Raw genomic sequence first — 17,422 nt, forward strand, 5'->3', positions numbered from 1 at the left:
GCTGCGGTCGGGGCTTTGTGCTGCTCTGTGACGAATTGTTGCGGTATGCAAAGAAGTTGCTTGCGTTGGCAAACTCGGGGTGGGTGCGTGTGATGGGTGGGGTACGTCGGGTACGGACGGGCGCGGCGACGCTGGCCGCCCTCGGGCTGGTCGCGGCCCTGCCGGGGGCCGCGGGCGCGGCGGGGAGCCCGCAGCCGGTGCCCTCCTACCGGGGCGCGGACGGAGCGGTGGCGGTGAAGGGGAAGCCCTCCACGGCCGGAGCGCCGCAACTGAAGACCGGGTCCGTCTACAAGGACTCGATGGCGCCGGGGGAGCGGTACTACGCGCTCGACCTCGACGACAGTTCGAGCGTGTACGTCTCCGCGGTGCTCCAGCCCCCGGGAGGCGCCAAGGTGAGCTACGGCGACGGCCTGGAGGTGGAGGTCCTCACCATCGAGAACCGTTCCTGCCAGAGCGGTCCGGGGCGGGCGTCCTTCGGCTACGACCCCGTCCCCATCAGCGCGGTCGGCGGCCGGATCATGCAGGAGGACGGGGACTGCCAGGGGAGCGGCCCCTACTACGCCAAGGTCACGCGCGAGACGGCCAAGGACGGGGACCCGTCGCCGTGGCCCCTGGAGCTGCGGGTCCAGCGCGAGCCGAAGCTCGGCGGCAGCAACGCGCCCACCACCGCCCCCAGCGTCTGGCCCTCGGCCTCCCCGACCCTGCCGGGCGGCGACGCGGCCCGGCGGGCCGGCGGGACCGGCTTCAACGACGCGCGGGCGCTGGACAGCGGCGTCTGGAGCGACGAGCTGCGGCCCGGGCAGACCCGCTTCTACCGGGTGCCGCTCGACTGGGGGCAGCAGCTCGGGCTCGCGGCCGAACTCTCCGCCGCCACGCTGACGAAGGACTCCGGGTACGCCTCGCCCGGGCTCTCCGTCTCGCTGTACAGCCCCTACCGGTCGCTGATCGACAGCGAGGACGCCTCCTACGACGGGAAGCAGGCGGGGCTCACCCTGCCGCGGACGGCGCCGGTGGCCTACGAGAACCGCTTCGCCTCCGACCGGAAGCTCGGGGCGGTCCGGGTGGCCGGCTGGTACTACGTGGCGGTGACCATGGCGGGGAAGACCGGGGAGTTCACCCGGGACGAGGTGCCCGTACCGCTGACCCTGCGCACGCAGATCATCGGGACGCCGGGCAAGGCGCCGGCCTACGCGGAGGACCTCGCGGCCGGCGGGTTCGGGGTGGGCGCCGGAGACCGTACGGCCGCCAAGGACGGCAGCACGGTCGTGGAGGCCGAAGCCGCCGCGGAGAACCGGTCGGTGATGCGGGTGGTCGCGGGCGCCGGCTTCGGTACGGGGACGCTGCTGCTGCTCGTCCTGGGCGGCTGGATCCTGCTGTCCCGGCGGCGGGCCTCCTAGAGCCCGGTCAGGGCCCAGATCCCGACGGCGAAGCACAGGACGGCGGCGAGCAGGATCCCGGCGGTGACCTTGGCGGGCGGCGGCGCGAGGGTGCCCGCGCGGGGCCCGGCCGGGGGGACGGGCTGCGGGTGCGGCTGCGGCTGCGCGTACGGGTGCGGATACGGGGCCGTCGGGCCGGTCGGTACCGTTTGCGCGGTCTGAGGTGTCTGAGGTGTCTGCGGGGTCGGGGCGGTGGCCGACTGCGGCGGCGGGAGGTGGAAGCTGCCCGTCTCCGAGGGGCCGAACACCCCGAGGGGAGCGCCGGGGGGAGCGGTGACCGGCGCGGGGGCGGCGGCGGAGGGCTGCGCGGGCACGGTGGGCGGGGTTGTCCGGCCCGTCGGACCGGCCGTCGGCGGGGTCTCGTGGGCCGGCTCCCGCAGGGCCCGGGGCGTGAAATCGTGCGGCACCGGGCCGAGTTGGTCGAACACTTCGACGGGATCCCCGTCCGGGCCGGGCGGCGGGAGCAGCTCCACGGCCTCGGCGAGGGCCCTGCGCGCCCCGGTGGCGGTCTGGAACCTGCTCCGGGGGTCCGGCTGGAGCAGGGCGGCCAGGACGTCCCACAGCGGCGCGGGAACGCCCTCGGGGGCCTCGGGAGTGCCGTGGGTGAAGAACTGCTCCGCGAGGGCCTGGGAGTCGGGCTTGCTGCCCTGGAGCAGGTACAGGCCGACCAGTCCGACGGCGAACAGGTCGGCGGTGAAGTCCGGCTCGGAGCCGAGGAGTTGTTCGGGGGCGAGATAGCCCGGGGTGCCGACCACGTAGGCGGTCTCGGTCAGCCGGGGCTCGCCCTTGCGCATGGCGATGCCGAAGTCGGACAGCCGCAGGTGCGGCCGCCCGGTTCCGGTGGCCTCCATCAGGATGTTGGCCGGTTTGATGTCGCGGTGCACGACACCTTCCGCATGCACCGCCGCCAGCCCCGCCAGGAGCTGGTCGAGCAGCGTGCACACGAACCGGGGCGGCAGGGCCCCGTAGTCCCCGATCACATGGGCGAGGGAGCCGCCGGCGACGAGGTCCATGGTGAAGAGGACCTTGTCGTCGTCCGCCGCCCAACTGGCCGGGGCCAGTACGTGCGGGTGATCGATCCGCAGTGCCTGCTCGCGGACGAACCGCAGCAGGGTGTGGGCATCACTGTGCAGGAGGACCTTCGCTGCGACGTACCTGCGGCGCCGGTGGTCCCAGGCTCGCCATACGGCGCCGGCGCCGCCACGTCCGATCGGGTCGATCAGTTCGTACCGGCCGGCGAAGATCTCACCCATTGCTGCGCCCGTCCCCCGTCGTCAGCTGTGTCCGTCGCGATCGTCGCGTGTCAGTTCTGGTGCGCCTCGTAGTGCGCGACGGCGTCGGAGGTGCGGCCCGCTCCGTACACCCGGAGGAACTCTGCCAGTTCCGGGTGGGTCGGGGCGAGGGTGTCCGCCGCGTCGATGATGTCTCCGGCCGCGGAGACCGAGCGCAGCAGCGACTGGATCTCGCGCACGACGCGCTTGACGGTGGGTGCGCCGGAGCCGGTGGCGGTCTGGCTGGTGCTGTTGCTGAGGACGGAACCTCCCTGGGTCTTCTTGATCTCGTCCATCCGGTCGGTGGCCTCTCCCGCGCTGACGCTCCCGTCGGCCACCTGGCCGGCGAGATCCTGGAGCGCCTGGACCCGCTGGACCACGGCGGGGTTGCCGATCTTGGCCCGCTGTCCGCTCATGAGCTGGGACAGCATCGGCGCCGACAGTCCGAGGACGGCAGCGAGGCGGGCCTGGTTCAAGCCGAGGTCATCTATGAGCCGGCGGAACAGCGCGCCGAGCGGCTCCCCGTACCAACTCCGCTGGAGTTCCCTGGCTCTGGCGGTCGCCTCTTGCTGTACTGCGTCCACTCTTACTACTCCCCTTCGCTGGTGCGAACCTCGCGAGCATCTTACGGAGCGTGGTCGCGGGGCGGGAGTCCCTATCATTTTGCGGGATGAGGGGGTACACCCGGTACTCTGTCCTACGGAACGGTCACTCGCTCGCGGGGGACCGGTACGTCCACATCCGGGGCCTTAGCTCAGTTGGTAGAGCGCTGCCTTTGCAAGGCAGATGTCAGGAGTTCGAATCTCCTAGGCTCCACAGTGCACAAAGGTCTCCTGATCTGCGACAACGCGGATCAGGAGACCTTTTTTGGTACCTGCGCCCGGCCACGAGCCGGCACTGCGGTCGAAGTGAGGATGCGTCGCGTGATCCCCGAAGAGAACCTCACCCCGTTCCGGATCGACTTCCCCCAAGCCGATCTGGACGATCTCCACGAACGCCTGGACCGCACCCGGTGGCCGGACGAGATTCCCGGCTCGGGCTGGGCGTACGGGATTCCGGGCGGGCACCTGAAGGAACTGGCGCGGTACTGGCGGCACGCTTACGACTGGCGGGCCGCCGAAGCCAAGCTGAACACTTGGCCGCAGTTCACGACCGAGATCGACGGGGCGCACGTCCACTTCGCGCACATACGGTCCCCGGAGCCGGACGCCACCCCGCTGCTCATGACCCACGGATGGCCCGGCTCGATCGTCGAGTTCACCGATGTCGTCGGGCCGCTCACCGACCCGGCCGCCCACGGCGGCGACCCGGCCGACGCTTTCCACCTGGTGCTGCCGAGCATCCCCGGCTTCGGTCTGTCCGGGCCGACCCGGGAGGCGGGGTGGGAGTTCCGGCGCGTGGCCGCCGCCTTCGGCGAGCTGATGGGGCGGCTGGGATACGAGCGGTACGGGGTCCAGGGCGGCGACTGGGGCGCGGCGGTCTCCCGCGAGATCGGCCGTACCCGGCCCGAGGTGATCGGCGTCCATCTGAACCTGATCCCGAACGCCTACATGGCGAGGGAGCCGGAACCGGCCGACCTGCTGGGCCTGTCCCCGGAGCAGGCCGCGCGCACCCGGCTTTCCTGGGAGCGGTTCAAGGAATGGGCCCGCGACCGGCAGGGGTACGCGGACATCCAGTCCACGCGCCCGCAGACCCTCGCGTACGGCCTGACCGACTCGCCCGTCGGCCAGCTGGCCTGGATCGCCGAGAAGTTCGAGGAGTGGACGGGCTCTCCCGTCGACCGCGACCTGCTCCTCACGAACGTGATGCTCTACTGGCTGACGGCCACGGCGGGCTCCTCGGCGCGGCTCTACTACGAGCGGGCGCACGCCGATTACTGGGGTGCACCGCCCGAGCCGTCGAAGGCGCCCACCGCCCTGGCCCACTTCCCGCACGAGAACTTCGTCCTGCTGCGACACCTCGCCGAGCAGACCAACAACATCGTGCGGTGGACCGAGTTCGAGCGCGGAGGCCACTTCGCGGCCCTGGAGGAGCCCGACTTGCTGGTCGGAGACGTCCGGGGCTTCTTCCGCTCCCTCTGAGTCCCTGGTCCCCGCTGCCCCGGTCCCCGTTCCCGCGACTCGCGTCAGGGGACCGGGCGGCCGCACAGTTCGTGGAGCCGGGAGATGCGCCAGCCCTCGCCCAGGGGTGCGCCCCGGGGGGTCAGGAGGACGCCCGAGTTGGCCCGTACCGCCTCGGTCAGTGCCGGGCCGCGCAGGTCCGGGGCCGCGGAGAGGGTACGGGCGAGGGCCGTGACGGCGCTGTCGGCCCGGCGCACCGCGCAGGAATGGGCGTGGACGGCCCAGACGTCGAGGCCCGCCGCGGCCGGGCCGAGGGAGGCGAAGGTGCCGAGCCCGCGGTCGGCGGGGATGAGCACCGGGCCCCGGGGCGCCGCCGCGCGGGCGAGGCGCAGGCAGTGTTCCTGGGGTGCCAGTACCGCGAGGACGTCCCCAGTGCCGGTGCCGGTGCCCGCGGACTCGGACGGGGCCAGGCCGGCCGCGCCGGCCCGCTCGCCGACCCGCAGGGCCAGCTCCGTCCACCGTGGACTTCCGTCGTGCAGGGTCGAGAGAGCGGCCGCCCCCAGCGCGGCCGCTCCCTCGACGATCAGGCGCGCCAGTGACTCCTCGTCGGGGGCCCAGCCGAGCGCGCCGGGCTCGGGCGGCAGGAAGGGCAGCAGGCAGGTCAGCCCCGCCGCCCTGTAGGCCGCCGCCGCCATCGGGCCGCGGGCCGGGTCGCCGTGTCCGACCACCGCCGCGTAATCGCCCGCCACGACGTCGTCCACGACCCCCGCGGTCTCGTCGTGCACGCGCCAGTCGGCCGCCGCGGGGTGCTCGGCCTTCGCCCGCTCGATCCCTCCGAGGAGTACCGCCCCCCAGGCGGCCCGGGGGCCGGTCAGCGGGGCCACGACCGCGACTTCCGGTCGCTTGGTCATGGTCAGCCCCAGATGAAGGAGTCGGTCGAGGCAGCGGCCGGCTGTTCCGCGGCAAGGGCCGCCGGGGCTCCTCCGAGGACGAGGGCGGCGGCGACGACGGCGAGCAGAGCGGTGCGGACACGAGACATGGAGAACCCCCGGAAGACGTGTGCTGTGGTGTGGAACCAGCATGCTGCGGGGGCTTCCGCGGAGGCTACGGATGCGAAGTTCCGGGACCGGACATGGCCAGGGGCGGACACCGCGGGCGGTGCGACAACCGCTCCGACCTCGCTGGATGTCCGTATGCCGGACCTCGCTGGCCGTATTGCGGACCCCTTTCTAGGATCGCGTGTGCGAACCGCGGGGGATGGTTCGCCGAGCCGAGGGGGCGGTGTGGACGACGTACGGGCCAAGGCCCAGGAGCTGTACCGGATCGCACTGGACGACGCGTCCTGGCGGCCGGAGCTCGTCACCGTCGAACGCGGGTGGACCGACCCGGAATTCGCGGAGGCCCTGCGTCTGCTCAACCGGCTCGGACTGTTCGTCCCCTCGCCCGAGACCCGCAACGGCTGGACTGCGCTGGCCCCGGACACCGCGCTGCGCAACCTCCTGCTGGAGGAGGAGCAGCACACCGGGGCCCTGCTTTCGGCCGTGCAGCAGACCCGGGCCGCACTGGCCCAGGTCGTCACGGACTTCCAGCCCGTGCACGCCCGGGAGCTGTCCTCCGTACAGATGGAGGTGGTCACCGGCGCCGCCAACGTCTCGGCCGCCCTGGAGGACGCCTCGCAGCGCGTGGAGCACGAGGTGCTCTCCCTGCACCCGGGGCGGGCGCTGCCCGCCGGGATGATCGAGGCGGGCCTGGAGCGGGACCGACTGGCACTCGGCCGGGGGGTGCAGATCCGTACGATCCACCTGGGTTCGGCGGCCGCCGTGCCGCACATGAGCGCGTACCTGCGCGGGCTGAACGCCGCCGGGGCCCAGGTGCGCACCGCGCACACCCTGCCCCTGCGGCTGATCGTGGTGGACCGCTCCCTGGCCATCGTCCCCGCTCCGGAGCCGGTGGACGGGGACATCGCCGCGGTCGTCCTGCGCGGGGAGACGCTGGTCGGTGTCCTGCGCGGGATCTTCGAACACTGCTGGGCGGCGGCCGGCGTGCTGGGCGAGGCGGGCACCGCGTCGAGTCCGGCGGCCCCGGGGGGCGCGGGCGGCTGGCAGCCCACCGGCCGCCACCGCGAGCTGCTGAGGATGCTGGAGGGCGGACTGACGGACGAGACGATGGCCCGCAAGCTCGGGGTGTCCGAGCGCACGGTCCGCCGCCTCGTCTCCGAGCTGACCGAACGGCTAGGCGCGGCCAGCCGGTTCCAGGCCGGTGTGTGCGCGGTCCGGCTGGGCTGGCTCGACGACTGAGGCCGTGGTGGCCGCGGGCTTCGTGACCGTGGGCTCGGTGCCGGCCGCAGGCTCCGCGGAGGCCGGGCCGGAGGCGGCTGTGCGGCCCCAGGCGGTGCCCGCGAGGACCAGCAGCGCGCCCGCCAGGCCGAGCAGTCCGGGCCGGTCCCCGGCCAGTGCGATGCCGAACACGGCGGCCCACACGGGCTCGGTGCCCAGCAGGAGGCTGACCCGCGAGGGCGAGGTCTTGCGGACGGCCCACATCTGCGTGAAGAAGGCGAAGAGCGTGCAGAACACGGACAGGTAGACCAGCCAGAGCCAGTCGGAGACGCCGAACGAGGCGGCGGCCGCCCACGGGGCGGCGCCGGTGCCGGGTGCGAGGGACAGCAGGGCGAACACCGTGACCGCGCCGCCCAGCTGGACCGTGGTCATCGACATCGAGTCCGCGCCCTCGACCGACTTCATCCGCGACATCGCGAGGACGTGGACGGTACGTGCGAGGGCCGCGCCCAGCATCAGCAGGTCCCCGAGGGAGGGTGCGGTGAAGCCGGCCCCCTGGGTCAGCAGCAGGACGCCCGCCACCGACAGCCCGGCCGCCGCCATGAACGGGCGCGGCAGCGCGGTGCCGCGGATCCGGCTCTCCGCGATCGGAGTGAAGATCATCGTGAGGCTGATGATGAGCCCCGCGTTGGTCGCCGAGGTGTGCACCACCCCGTAGGTCTCCAGCAGGAAGATCCCGGCGAGGATCAGCCCGAGGAGGCCCGCGCCGCGCACCTGCGCACCGCTGAGGGCGCGCAGCTTGCGCCACCCCGCGATGACGAGCACGGGCAGGGCCACCGCGAACCGCAGGACCAGCACCGCCAGCACGGTCTGGGTGGTGGTGACGCCCTTGGCGGCCAGGTAGCTCGATCCCCACACCACGGCGACCAGCAGGACGGGCAGATCGGTCAGCCAGGCACGGCGGGCCGCGGCGGTGGCGGTGGCGGTCATCGGGACTACTCCTACGGGGGTGTGGGGGAGGGGCGAGCGAGCGCGGGGCGGGCTCAGCGGGCGGTGTAGGCGATCACCAGGACGTCGCGGTGGGCCGTGGACAGCGGGTCGACGGGCCGCAGCCCGGTCACCGAGTGCAGGGTCCGGCGGTCGTCGCCCAGCAGGAGGTCCCCGGGCTCGGTCAGGGTGGTGGTGAGCAGGTGCTCGCCGGCGTCGGTGTAGACGCCGCTCTCGCCGCCGGTGACGTTGGTGCGGCCGATCATCAGCGAGGTGATGAAGGTGACGCCGTCACGGTGGCGGCCTTCGGGGGCCGGCTGCCCCTCCTGGTCGGCGGAGGCGATGATCCGGTACGGGTGGAGCTTGATGTTCCAGGTCTTCGTACCGTCGACCGCCGTGAAGATCCGGCCCAGTTCGACCAGGACCGACCGCAGGAGCTGGTCGCCGACGAAGGCGCCGGTCAGCGGGTCGAAGACGCGCTCCACTCCGCCGTTGAGCGGGTTGACGTCCATTTCCTGCCTGTAGGGCTCGTGGGGGAGCAGGCTGAGCTCGCCGGAGTCCGCGTCGAGCTCGAACTGGCCGTAGCGGCGGAAGCGGTAGGTGCCCCCGTCGGCCATGTGCGTGTCGAGCGTCAGCTCGTCCCAGTGGGTGGCGAAGCGGGCCCAGTCGGAGGCGTCGGCGTCGACCAGGTCCGAGAGGGCCCGGGAGGGCATCAGGTGCCCGCCGGGGCCGGCGAGGGCGGCGGTGGCGTCGAGCGCGACGGGGTGCGTGGTGGAAGCGGCGGTGGTCATGGAAGTGCTCCGGGGAAACGAGGAAGAACAGTCGGTACGGGGAAGGGCGGTGGCCGGGCCTAAGGGGCTCAGGCGGGCGTGAGCAGGGAGCCGGCGCGGGCGAACGGCGCGGACTCGGCCTCGATCGCCCGCTCCTCCCAGGCCTCGCGGTCCCGCAGGTACAGCGGCTTGGCGGCGGTGATGGCGCGGGTGTCCGCCCCGCCGGTCCGCAGTCGCCAGGTCACCGAGCCGCTGGTGCGGGCGGCGCAGGTGTCCATGAACGCCTGGACGGTGAGGCGCAGGTCGCCGAACCAGCGGCCTTCCAGCGCCTCGCGCACCCAGACCTGCTCCAGATGGCGCTTCTCCCGGATGAGTTCGGCGTCCAGGCAGGCGCTCTCGACGTGCCGGTAGCTGCTGAGCAGCAGGTAGGCGCCGGGCATCTCGCGGATCTCCAGCACCTTCTCGCCGTGGTCGAGGTGCTCCAGGCCGGAGTAGCGGCCGAGGCCGTAGGCGCCGACCCGGTGGTTGAGCTGGTCGATCAGGTCGGTGAGCTGCATCGGGGCACCGTCGATGGCGACCGGGAGCCCGCGCTCGATGGAGACCGTCAGGGTCTCGGAGTCACCGGGCAGGGCGGTGGGGCGGCTCCAGGTGTACATGTCGTCCGGGACCGCGTGGCGCTCCGGGTCGTCGAGGATCCCGGACTCGAACTCGCGGCACCACAGGTTGGAGTCCCCGCTGACGATCCGGCCGGCGAGCAGGTCGATCCCCGCGGACCGCAGCTCGACGAGCTTCTCCTCCCGGGTGACCGGGTCGAGGTCGTACGGGCTGCCGAAGCTGCCTTCCCAGCCGAGCAGGGTCAGCGCGCCGTTGAGCCGGCGCAGGGTGTTCTGCGAGCGGTTCGCGGTGTGCAGGACCGTCTGGGCGCCGAGGGTGCGGGCCAGCTCGACCGCGCTGCGGGCGATGAGCGGGCGGCTGAGGGTGGAGCTGACCGGGTGGATGCCGAGGTAGACGGCCTGGGCGGCGATCGCCGGGGCGACGTACTGACCGGCGAACTCCTCGCGCCGGTCGAGGATGTGGATGGTCGCGCCGAGAGCCTCCGCCACCTGGCGCTTGTACTGGCTCGACTCGTCCTCGCCGATGTCGACGCTGACGGCGTGCACGTCGCGGACGCCCATGCGGCGCAGCCGCAGCAGCAGGTACGAGCTGTCGAGGCCACCGCTGAACAGGGTGACGACGGGGCGGTTCGGGTCCAGGGTGTCGAGCTGCGAGAAGGAACGTATGAGCGGGGACTGCATGGTCTCTCCAACCTTGGCGCGGTTCACAAGAGAGGAGATTTCCCTGCGGCGGGCTTCCGGACAATGGATTCCGGCCGTCCGCGCCCGGCCATGACCGGTCCCGGACGTGGCCGGCCGCCAGGGCCGGCCGAACGTGAAAAGGCCCCCTCGAACCGGCGGGAGCGCGGGTTCGAGGGGGCCTTCGTGGTTCAGCCGCGGGCGCGGGCCTTGCGGGCGCGGACCATGAACGCGGCGCCGACGCCGGCGAGTATCGCGATGAGGGCGGCGCCGGTGACGGCGGCGTTGGCGGTGTCGCCGGTGTCGCCGGTGGCCGCGGCGGTGGTGGTCCCGGTGATCTCGGCGCCCGCGGCGACCGGGCCCCGGGGGACGACGACGGTCTGCGGCTTGAGGGAGGCGGGCTTCACGGCGGGCTTGGTGGTGGGCTTCGCCGAGGGCTTGGTGGTGGGCTTGGCGGTGGGCTTCGGAGTGGGCTTGGCGGCCTTCGGCAGGATGTACCAGCCGTCGGCGGCGCCCCCGCCCAGGACGCGGACACCGAGGCCGTAGCGTCCCTCGTTCGGGCCGGAGGCGATCTTCTTGAGGTCGTACCGGATGCCGTCGATGACGGCCCGCTTGTGGGCCGGGTCGAGCTTGGCCAGCACGCGGCCGGCCCAGCCGTCGCCGGGCTTCCAGTCGGGCGCGACGGCGCGGATCCAGACCTCCGGGCCCTCGGCGCCGTTGCGCAGCACCGCGAGGCGGCCCTTGGCGACGAGGTGCTTCTCGCCGTCGTAGCGGTCGCTGCCGGAGGTGCTCCCGGACGCGGCCGACACCGCGGTAACCGTCGACGTGGAGCTCACGGCCTGCGCGGCAGGCGCGGCGATGGCCGTCGCGGCGGGCGCCAAGAGCGCTCCGGCGAGGGCGGCGGTGACGATCGAGGTACGGAGGGCGGTACGCATAACGACTCCTTGCAAGCATTGTCTGTGAAGGGGCGGAGAGTCGCATGCCGCGGTGTCGCTGTCGGGGTTTCGTCCGGTCAGGTCTGCGGGGCTGCTGAGGGGAAATCTACGGATCTTCCTCGACCGGAAGGTGGGCTTCCTGTCATGGATGCGTAACGGGGAGCGGCTGGGTGACCAGCGCGTTCTCCGGCGGGCTTCCTCTACCGTGGGGCCGATGTGACGAGCACTTAGAAATCTTGTGGCTGAGGAGAGTTCGGATGACCGTAGAGGCGAAGACCACCGAGAAGGCGCTGCGGCTGCGGGAGCTGGGTGCGTCGCTGATCGTCCTCCCCAACGCCTGGGACGCGGGCAGCGCGGCGGTGATCGAATCGGCCGGGGCGCAGGCCATCGCCACCACCAGCGGGGGTGTGGCCTGGTCGATCGGACGCGGGGACGGGCAGCACGCGACGAAGGCGGAGATGCTGGCGGCGGCCGCCCGGATCGTGGCGGCCGTGGACGTCCCGGTCACGGTGGACATCGAGGGCGGCTACGAGGACGTCGAGGCCACCGTGCGCGAGGTGGTGGCGCTGGGAGCCGTCGGGATCAACCTGGAGGACTCCGAGGCGGCCGACGGTACGCTCCGCACCGCCGCGGAACAGGCCGAACGGATCCGCGCCGCCCGTGCGGCGGCCACCGCGGCCGGGCTGCCGGAACTGGTGATCAATGCCCGTACCGACGTCTTCCTGTTCGGGATCGGCGAGGAGTCGGGCCGCCTCGCCGACGTACTGGCGCGGGTGGAGGCGTACGCCGCCGCCGGGGCCGACGGGATCTTCGTTCCGGGGCTGCTGGACCTGGAGGTCCTGGGGGAGATCGCGCGGGGCCCGCTGCCCGTCAACGCCCTGGCCGGTCCGGGTGGTCCTTCCGTCGCCGAGCTGGCGAAGGCCGGAGTGCGCCGGGTCAGCGTCGGCACCGGCCTGGCGCAGGCGGCGTACACGGCGGCCCGCGCCGCGGCGGTGGAGGTGCTGGAGCAGGGGACCTACGGGGCGCTGGACGGGGCGGTCGACTACGGCACGCTGAACGGCCTCTTCGTGAAGTAGGACCTGGTGGAACGGCTGTGGGCCGCTCCGGTGGAGCGGCCCACAGCCGTGTTCCGGTGTTTCACGTGAAACATCGAGCGGGAGTCACCGGCGCGGGCCGGTCCGCAGCAGGGTCGCCGCCACCACGAGCGCGGTGAGCATCAGCCCGGCTCCGATACCGAAGGCCAGGTGGTAGCCGGAGGTCAGGGCCGCGGCGCGGTCGGCGCCGGTGCCGAGCAGGGAGTCGGTGCGGGCGGCCGCCAGGGTGGAGAGGACGGCGACGCCGAGGGCCATGCCGATCTGCTGGGTGGTGTTGAACAGGCCCGAGGCGAGCCCCGCGTCCTGCGCGTCGGCTCCGGACATTCCGAGTGCGGTGAGGGCGGGCAGGGCCAGACCGAAGCCGGCGGCCAGCAGCATCACGGGGAGCAGGTCGGTGACGTAGTCGGCGTGGACCGGGAGCCGGGTCAGCAGGCCCAGGGCGGCGACGAGCAGTCCGAGTCCGGCGAGCAGGACGGCACGCTCGCCGAAGCGGGCGTTCAGCGGGGCCGAGGCGAAGAGGGAGACCCCGCCGATGACCACGGCCGCCGGGAGCATCGCCAGGCCGGTCTCGGCGGCTCCGTAGCCGAGCACGTTCTGCAGGTACAGGGCGACGAGGACCTGGAAGGAGAACAGCGCGGCCACCATCAGCATCTGGACCAGGTTCGCGCCGACCACGGTCCGCGAACGGAAGATGCGCAGCGGTACCAGCGGGGTGCGGGTTCTGGCCTGGCGTGCGGTGAAGCCGGCGAGCAGGGCGATCGAGAGCGTGCCGAGGCCGAGGGTGTGCGCCGAGAGCCAGCCGTAGCGCTCCGCCTCGACGACGGTGAAGATGCCGAGCATCAGGCCGGCGGTGACCAGCAGGGCGCCTATGACGTCCGCCCCGGCCCGCAGGCCCAGTCCCCGGTCGGTGGGGAGCGCGGGCAGGGCCAGCGCGAGGGCGGCGAGTCCGATGGGCAGGTTGATGAAGAAGATCCAGTGCCAGTCGAGGGCGTCGGTCAGGACCCCGCCGAGCACCTGACCCAGGGAGGCTCCGGCCGCTCCGGTGAAGGAGAAGACGGCGATGGCCTTGGCCCGCTCGCGCGGTTCGGTGAACAGCGTGATCAGGATGCCCAGGCTGACGGCCGCGGCCACGGCGCTGCCGAGGCCCTGCAGGAACCGGGCGGCGATCAGCACCTCGGGCGAGACGGCGAATCCGGCGAGCAGGGAGGCTCCGGTGAAGATGCCGGTGCCGGCCAGGAACATCCGCTTGCGGCCGATGAGGTCGCCGAGCCGGCCGGCGAGGAGCAGCAGGCTGCCGAAGGCGATCAGGTAGGCGTTGACGACCCAGCTCAGTCCCGCGGGGGTGAAGCCCAGGTCCTTCTGGATGGCCGGCATCGCGACGGTGACGATGCTGCCGTCGAGGACGGTCATCAGGACGCCGGTGGACAGCACCCCGAGGGCGGTCCAGCGGGAGCGCAGCCCGCGCGGTGCGGCCGGCGCGGCGGAGGCGGCGGAGGCGGAGAGGGAAGGAGCGGGGGCGGAGGGAGCGGAGGTGGCAGGCATCGGGGTCCCCAGTCGTGAGCGGCGGGCTGACTTGGTAAGACCGTATCAGATAGTTCTGTTGTAGACGATCTGTTGGGGACTGAAATTGCTAGACTGGCGGACATGACAGCCATGGCGCCCGCAGCAGAGAACGAGCCGGACCTCTCCTTCCTCCTGGACCACACCAGTCACGTCCTGCGCACCCGGATGGCGGCCGCGCTCGACCAGGTCGGGCTCACGGCACGGATGCACTGCGTGCTCGTGCACGCGCTGGGAGAAGAGCGGACGCAGATCCAGCTCGCCGAGATCGGGGGCATGGACAAGACGACGATGGTCGTCACCGTCGACGCCCTGGAGAAGGCCGGACTGGCCGAGCGGCGCCCATCCAGCACGGACCGCCGGGCCCGCGTCATCGCGGTCACGGAGAAGGGCGCGGCCCTGGTGAAGGAGAGCAGCCGCATCGTCGACCAGGTGCACGCCGATGCGCTCGGCTCGCTCGCGGACGCGGACCGCGAGGCCGTGGTGCGGGTGCTGAACCTGCTGGTCAAGGGCGATCTGCAGACCCCGTCGGAGAGCCCGAGGCCGGCCCGCAGGGCGCGCCAGTAGAGCCGGAGCCGTCCCCCGGATGGCCCCGTCACAGGGCCGTCCCGCGCCTTCTGGCAGACAGTGGAAGAAGGCAATCAGCCCAGGGGGGCACCACCATGCCGGAGGCGTACGCACATGGGACTGTTCGACTTCATGAGGTCCGACAAGAAGAAGGAACAAGCCGAGAAGGCCGCCGAAAAGGCGGCTGAGCAGGTGCAGCAGCAGGCCGCGGCCGCCCCGGCGCCGCCGTCCGCGATGCCCGCCGACACCGGGATCAAGTACACCGACTCGGCAGCGGCGACCAAGGCGGCCGCCGAGCGCATGGCGGCGGCGGCGCCGCCGAAGATCGCCCCGATGCCGCCCAAGGCCGCACCGGCGCCGCCCGCGGCGAAGCCCGCCCCGCACACGCCCACGCCGGCGTCCGCCGCGCACAAGGCGGTGCCCGCGGCCCCGATGCCGAAGCCCGCGCCCAAGGCGCAGCGCACGTACACCGTCCGCTCGGGCGACTCGCTCTCCGCGATCGCCCGCCGCGAACTCGGCAACGAGGGCCGCTGGCGCGAGCTCTACGCGATGAACAAGGGCGTCATCGGCTCGAACCCCGACATGATCCACCCGGGAATGAAGCTCAACCTCCCCGGCTAGCAACCCGGGGCGCACACACGAGAGCGGGGCCCGGATCCTGGAAACGGATCCGGGCCCCGCTCTCGTTCATTCCTTCGCGTTCCATTCCTTCACGCGTTCCTCAGCGGTGCTTGCGCTTCGCGTCCTCCGCGTCGATCCGCTCCTGCGCGGCCTCGGCCTCCGCTTCCAAGCCGGACACGAAATCCGAGGTCCCGCCCTCGGCCTCCTTCGCCGCCAGCTCCTCGTCGAAGGAGGCCGGGGCCTCCTCACGAGCCGAGAGCTCGGTGGCGGCCGGCGGCTCGACGAGCCAGTCCGGGTTCGACTGCTGGTCCCACCACCGCCACGCGGCGTAGGCCCCGCCGGCCAGGACGCCGACCACGGCCGCGCCCTTGAACCACCGGCCGCAGCGCGCCCGCCGCTCGTGCTTGCGCACGAGCTTGTGGACTTCCTTGGCCGACACCTGGCCGCGCAGCGCCGCCAGGGCCGCCGTCGACCGGGACGCGGCCTCTTCGGCCACCGGCTGGGCCGCCGCGAGGGCGCTCTCCAGCCGCGGCTGCGTGTAGTCCACGGCGGAGCGGGCCGCCAGGCGGGTCTGCTTCACGGCATTGGACGCCGCCCGGTCGACGTTCGGCGGCACGTGGGAGCGCGCCGACTTGATCCGGGGCTGTACGTGGCAGTCGTACGTCTGGCGGGCCTGCTTGGCAGCCTCGCCGGCCGCGTACGACACCTTCGGCGCCAGCCGTTCATTTGCTTCGTGGGCGTAATGCACCGCAGCGTGCTTGGCGGATTCCGCGTACGGCGCCACCACTTCCGCTGCGTGCCGCGCCGTATCCCTGGCACTTGATGCTGCCAGGCGCACGCTTTCCTTGCGGGTCACAGGATCCTCCTCCTCGGTGGCGGACACAGTTCACCTTTCCACCCTTTGTCGGATCATGCCTCCCATACCGTCGACCGGCATGCGTGACAGGGCATACGAGTGGACGATTTCCGTCCTGTGCAGCTCTCCGTGGGAGGATCTGAAACCGACAGTGACGACGAGAGAAAGGCAGATCCGTGGCCGAGAAGCTCTACGCCACCCTGAAGACCAACCACGGCGACATCGAGATCGAGCTTCTGCCGAACTTCGCCCCGAAGACCGTGCGGAACTTCGTCGAACTCGCCACCGGTGAGCGCGAGTGGACGCGTCCCACGGACGGGCAGAAGACCACGGACCCGCTCTACGACGGCACCGTCTTCCACCGCGTCATCAGCGGGTTCATGATCCAGGGCGGCGACCCGCTGGGCAACGGCACCGGCGGCCCCGGCTACCAGTTCGCCGACGAGTTCCACCCCGACCTGGCCTTCACCAAGCCCTACCTGCTCGCGATGGCCAACGCCGGCCCGGGCACCAACGGCTCGCAGTTCTTCATCACTGTCGCCCCCACCGCCTGGCTGACGCGCAAGCACACCATTTTCGGCGAGATCGGCGACAAGGCCAGCCAGAAGATCGTCGACGCCATCGCCGCAGGTCCCACCAACCCGCGCACCGAGCGCCCCCTCGACGACGTGATCATCCAGTCGGTCGTCATCGAGAAGCGCTGACCGCAGGGGAACCTTTCGGCCCCGCCCGTCCGTCCTCGATACGTACCGGACGGGCGCGGTGGATCCGCCGCCTGGCCGCTGCGTTCTCCGTCCGACCGAGGGGACCGATGGACACCGACCGTCTTCCGGGCTGCTACCGGCACCCGGACCGCGAGACCGGGATCAGCTGCACGCGCTGTGAGCGGCCGATCTGCCCCGACTGCATGATCAGCGCCTCGGTCGGCTTCCAGTGCCCCGAGTGCGTCCGCGGAGGCTCGGGAACGGGCCACGGGCCCGCCGCCAACGCTCCGCGGACGATCGCGGGCGGGGTGGTGGCGGCCGATCCGTACCTGGTCACCAAGATCCTGATCGGGATCAACGTGGCGGTGTTCCTCCTGGTGAAGGCCGTCCCCGGGCTGGACGTCGATCTGGTGATGCTGGGCTGGTACGGCGACCAGGCCGGCGTCTCCACCGGCGAGTACTACCGGCTGCTGACCTCGCCGTTCCTGCACGTCGAGTGGTGGCACATCTTCAGCAACATGCTTGGCCTGTGGTTCATCGGCGGACCGCTGGAGCAGGCCCTCGGCCGGGCCCGCTACCTCGCGGTGTACCTGCTGTCCGCACTGGGCGGCAGCGTCGCGGTCTATCTGCTGACCGGGCCGATGGTCGCGACCCTCGGTGCCTCCGGCGCCGTGTTCGGTCTGCTCGGAGCCACCGTGGTGCTGTTCCGGCGGATGCGGTACGAGATGCGCCCGCTGATCACCATGGCGGTGTTCATGCTGGTGCTGACCTTCATGCCGGGGCTGAACGTGTCGTGGCAGGCCCATATCGGTGGATTGTTCACCGGTGCGCTGGTCGCCCTGGGCTTCCTGTGGCCCGCCAAGGACATGGGCGCGCGGAATCGCAAATTCGTCCAGTGGGGCACCTGTGTGGCGGTGTTTCTGCTGGCCACAGCCCTGATCGCGCTCCGGACGGCCGAACTTTCCGCACTCACCTGATCACACCGGCGTCAAC

The 17,422-nt window shown here is 72.1% G+C and carries 18 protein-coding genes and 1 tRNA gene; 9 read left to right on the plus strand and 10 right to left on the minus strand.

Features of this window, described 5'->3' with window-relative positions:
• The first annotated feature begins 92 nt into the window (after positions 1–92).
• Positions 93–1,397 carry a hypothetical protein gene (locus ACFYYB_RS29210; RefSeq protein ID WP_389438720.1) on the plus strand — a complete coding sequence of 435 codons (1,305 nt, stop codon included), beginning with the start codon at positions 93–95 and terminating at the stop codon, positions 1,395–1,397.
• Here the strand turns inward: ACFYYB_RS29210 and ACFYYB_RS29215 are convergent.
• Positions 1,394–2,689 carry a serine/threonine-protein kinase gene (locus tag ACFYYB_RS29215; RefSeq protein WP_389438723.1) on the minus strand — a complete coding sequence of 432 codons (1,296 nt, stop codon included), beginning with the start codon at positions 2,687–2,689 and terminating at the stop codon, positions 1,394–1,396. The genes ACFYYB_RS29210 and ACFYYB_RS29215 overlap by 4 nt on opposite strands.
• Before the next feature lie 50 nt (positions 2,690–2,739).
• On the minus strand, positions 2,740–3,291 hold the full coding sequence (locus ACFYYB_RS29220) for a DNA-binding protein (protein WP_266879309.1): 552 nt from the start codon (positions 3,289–3,291) through the stop codon (positions 2,740–2,742).
• A gap of 159 nt (positions 3,292–3,450) precedes the next feature.
• Between ACFYYB_RS29220 and ACFYYB_RS29225 the strand changes: the two genes are divergently transcribed.
• Positions 3,451–3,523 (plus strand) — tRNA-Ala (locus ACFYYB_RS29225).
• Positions 3,524–3,630: 107 nt separating this feature from the next.
• Positions 3,631–4,788 (plus strand): epoxide hydrolase family protein, encoded by a 1,158-nt coding sequence (locus ACFYYB_RS29230; RefSeq protein WP_389438725.1) that lies wholly within the window; start codon positions 3,631–3,633, stop codon positions 4,786–4,788.
• Between the two features lie 44 nt (positions 4,789–4,832).
• Here the strand turns inward: ACFYYB_RS29230 and ACFYYB_RS29235 are convergent, their stop codons facing one another.
• Positions 4,833–5,678, minus strand: coding sequence for a hypothetical protein (locus ACFYYB_RS29235; RefSeq protein ID WP_389438728.1), 846 nt, complete (start codon positions 5,676–5,678; stop codon positions 4,833–4,835).
• 2 nt (positions 5,679–5,680) lie between these two features.
• Positions 5,681–5,806, minus strand: a complete 126-nt coding sequence (locus tag ACFYYB_RS29240; RefSeq protein WP_389438731.1) for a hypothetical protein — start codon at positions 5,804–5,806, stop codon at positions 5,681–5,683.
• 244 nt (positions 5,807–6,050) lie between these two features.
• On the opposite strand from ACFYYB_RS29240, the gene ACFYYB_RS29245 reads away from it, so the two are divergent.
• On the plus strand, positions 6,051–7,064 hold the full coding sequence (locus ACFYYB_RS29245) for a LuxR C-terminal-related transcriptional regulator (protein WP_389438734.1): 1,014 nt from the start codon (positions 6,051–6,053) through the stop codon (positions 7,062–7,064).
• Here the strand turns inward: ACFYYB_RS29245 and ACFYYB_RS29250 are convergent.
• The 4 genes from ACFYYB_RS29250 to ACFYYB_RS29265 form a co-directional block, all read right to left on the minus strand.
• Entirely contained in the window at positions 6,999–8,033 is a 1,035-nt protein-coding gene (locus ACFYYB_RS29250; protein ID WP_389438736.1) for a DMT family transporter, read from the minus strand. The two genes, ACFYYB_RS29245 and ACFYYB_RS29250, sit on opposite strands and share 66 nt — an antisense overlap.
• 53 nt (positions 8,034–8,086) lie before the next feature.
• Complete coding sequence (locus tag ACFYYB_RS29255; RefSeq protein WP_389438739.1) at positions 8,087–8,821, minus strand: 2OG-Fe dioxygenase family protein; 735 nt, start codon at positions 8,819–8,821, stop codon at positions 8,087–8,089.
• Between the two features lie 68 nt (positions 8,822–8,889).
• Positions 8,890–10,095, minus strand: a complete 1,206-nt coding sequence (locus ACFYYB_RS29260) for an argininosuccinate synthase-related protein (protein WP_327305731.1) — start codon at positions 10,093–10,095, stop codon at positions 8,890–8,892.
• A 188-nt stretch (positions 10,096–10,283) separates the two neighbouring features.
• Positions 10,284–11,027, minus strand: a complete 744-nt coding sequence (locus ACFYYB_RS29265; RefSeq protein ID WP_389438742.1) for a hypothetical protein — start codon at positions 11,025–11,027, stop codon at positions 10,284–10,286.
• Between the two features lie 257 nt (positions 11,028–11,284).
• On the opposite strand from ACFYYB_RS29265, the gene ACFYYB_RS29270 reads away from it, so the two are divergent.
• Positions 11,285–12,103, plus strand: a complete 819-nt coding sequence (locus ACFYYB_RS29270; protein WP_389438744.1) for an isocitrate lyase/phosphoenolpyruvate mutase family protein — start codon at positions 11,285–11,287, stop codon at positions 12,101–12,103.
• Between the two features lie 84 nt (positions 12,104–12,187).
• Here the strand turns inward: ACFYYB_RS29270 and ACFYYB_RS29275 are convergent, their stop codons facing one another.
• A complete protein-coding gene (locus ACFYYB_RS29275; protein ID WP_389438746.1) occupies positions 12,188–13,663 on the minus strand; it encodes an MFS transporter in 1,476 nt (491 codons plus the stop codon).
• A gap of 102 nt (positions 13,664–13,765) precedes the next feature.
• On the opposite strand from ACFYYB_RS29275, the gene ACFYYB_RS29280 reads away from it, so the two are divergent.
• Positions 13,766–14,248 (plus strand): MarR family winged helix-turn-helix transcriptional regulator, encoded by a 483-nt coding sequence (locus tag ACFYYB_RS29280; protein WP_389438748.1) that lies wholly within the window; start codon positions 13,766–13,768, stop codon positions 14,246–14,248.
• Positions 14,249–14,362: 114 nt separating this feature from the next.
• Positions 14,363–14,869: a LysM peptidoglycan-binding domain-containing protein gene (locus ACFYYB_RS29285; RefSeq protein ID WP_389438751.1), complete on the plus strand. Its 507-nt coding sequence runs from the start codon at positions 14,363–14,365 to the stop codon at positions 14,867–14,869.
• Between the two features lie 100 nt (positions 14,870–14,969).
• On the opposite strand, the gene ACFYYB_RS29290 is transcribed toward ACFYYB_RS29285, so the two are convergent.
• Entirely contained in the window at positions 14,970–15,725 is a 756-nt protein-coding gene (locus ACFYYB_RS29290; RefSeq protein ID WP_389438755.1) for a DUF5324 family protein, read from the minus strand.
• A gap of 176 nt (positions 15,726–15,901) precedes the next feature.
• On the opposite strand from ACFYYB_RS29290, the gene ACFYYB_RS29295 reads away from it, so the two are divergent.
• Positions 15,902–16,429 (plus strand): peptidylprolyl isomerase, encoded by a 528-nt coding sequence (locus ACFYYB_RS29295; protein ID WP_327305724.1) that lies wholly within the window; start codon positions 15,902–15,904, stop codon positions 16,427–16,429.
• A gap of 107 nt (positions 16,430–16,536) precedes the next feature.
• Positions 16,537–17,406 (plus strand): rhomboid family intramembrane serine protease, encoded by an 870-nt coding sequence (locus tag ACFYYB_RS29300; RefSeq protein WP_389438758.1) that lies wholly within the window; start codon positions 16,537–16,539, stop codon positions 17,404–17,406.
• Positions 17,407–17,422 lie beyond the last annotated feature (16 nt).

The organism is Streptomyces sp. NPDC002886, from assembly GCF_042888445.1.
Classification (GTDB): Bacteria; Actinomycetota; Actinomycetes; order Streptomycetales; family Streptomycetaceae; genus Streptomyces.

Excerpts from the sequence above, each read along its gene's own strand:
- ACFYYB_RS29210 (WP_389438720.1), top strand. The coding sequence starts at position 93 with ATGGGTGGGGTACGTCGGGTACGGACGGGCGCGGCGACGCTGGCCGCC.
- ACFYYB_RS29215 (WP_389438723.1), bottom strand. The coding sequence starts at position 2,689 with ATGGGTGAGATCTTCGCCGGCCGGTACGAACTGATCGACCCGATCGGA.
- ACFYYB_RS29235 (WP_389438728.1), bottom strand. The coding sequence starts at position 5,678 with ATGACCAAGCGACCGGAAGTCGCGGTCGTGGCCCCGCTGACCGGCCCC.
- ACFYYB_RS29240 (WP_389438731.1), bottom strand. The coding sequence starts at position 5,806 with ATGTCTCGTGTCCGCACCGCTCTGCTCGCCGTCGTCGCCGCCGCCCTC.
- ACFYYB_RS29250 (WP_389438736.1), bottom strand. The coding sequence starts at position 8,033 with ATGACCGCCACCGCCACCGCCGCGGCCCGCCGTGCCTGGCTGACCGAT.
- ACFYYB_RS29255 (WP_389438739.1), bottom strand. The coding sequence starts at position 8,821 with ATGACCACCGCCGCTTCCACCACGCACCCCGTCGCGCTCGACGCCACC.
- ACFYYB_RS29260 (WP_327305731.1), bottom strand. The coding sequence starts at position 10,095 with ATGCAGTCCCCGCTCATACGTTCCTTCTCGCAGCTCGACACCCTGGAC.
- ACFYYB_RS29265 (WP_389438742.1), bottom strand. The coding sequence starts at position 11,027 with ATGCGTACCGCCCTCCGTACCTCGATCGTCACCGCCGCCCTCGCCGGA.
- ACFYYB_RS29270 (WP_389438744.1), top strand. The coding sequence starts at position 11,285 with ATGACCGTAGAGGCGAAGACCACCGAGAAGGCGCTGCGGCTGCGGGAG.
- ACFYYB_RS29275 (WP_389438746.1), bottom strand. The coding sequence starts at position 13,663 with ATGCCTGCCACCTCCGCTCCCTCCGCCCCCGCTCCTTCCCTCTCCGCC.
- ACFYYB_RS29280 (WP_389438748.1), top strand. The coding sequence starts at position 13,766 with ATGACAGCCATGGCGCCCGCAGCAGAGAACGAGCCGGACCTCTCCTTC.
- ACFYYB_RS29285 (WP_389438751.1), top strand. The coding sequence starts at position 14,363 with ATGGGACTGTTCGACTTCATGAGGTCCGACAAGAAGAAGGAACAAGCC.
- ACFYYB_RS29300 (WP_389438758.1), top strand. The coding sequence starts at position 16,537 with ATGGACACCGACCGTCTTCCGGGCTGCTACCGGCACCCGGACCGCGAG.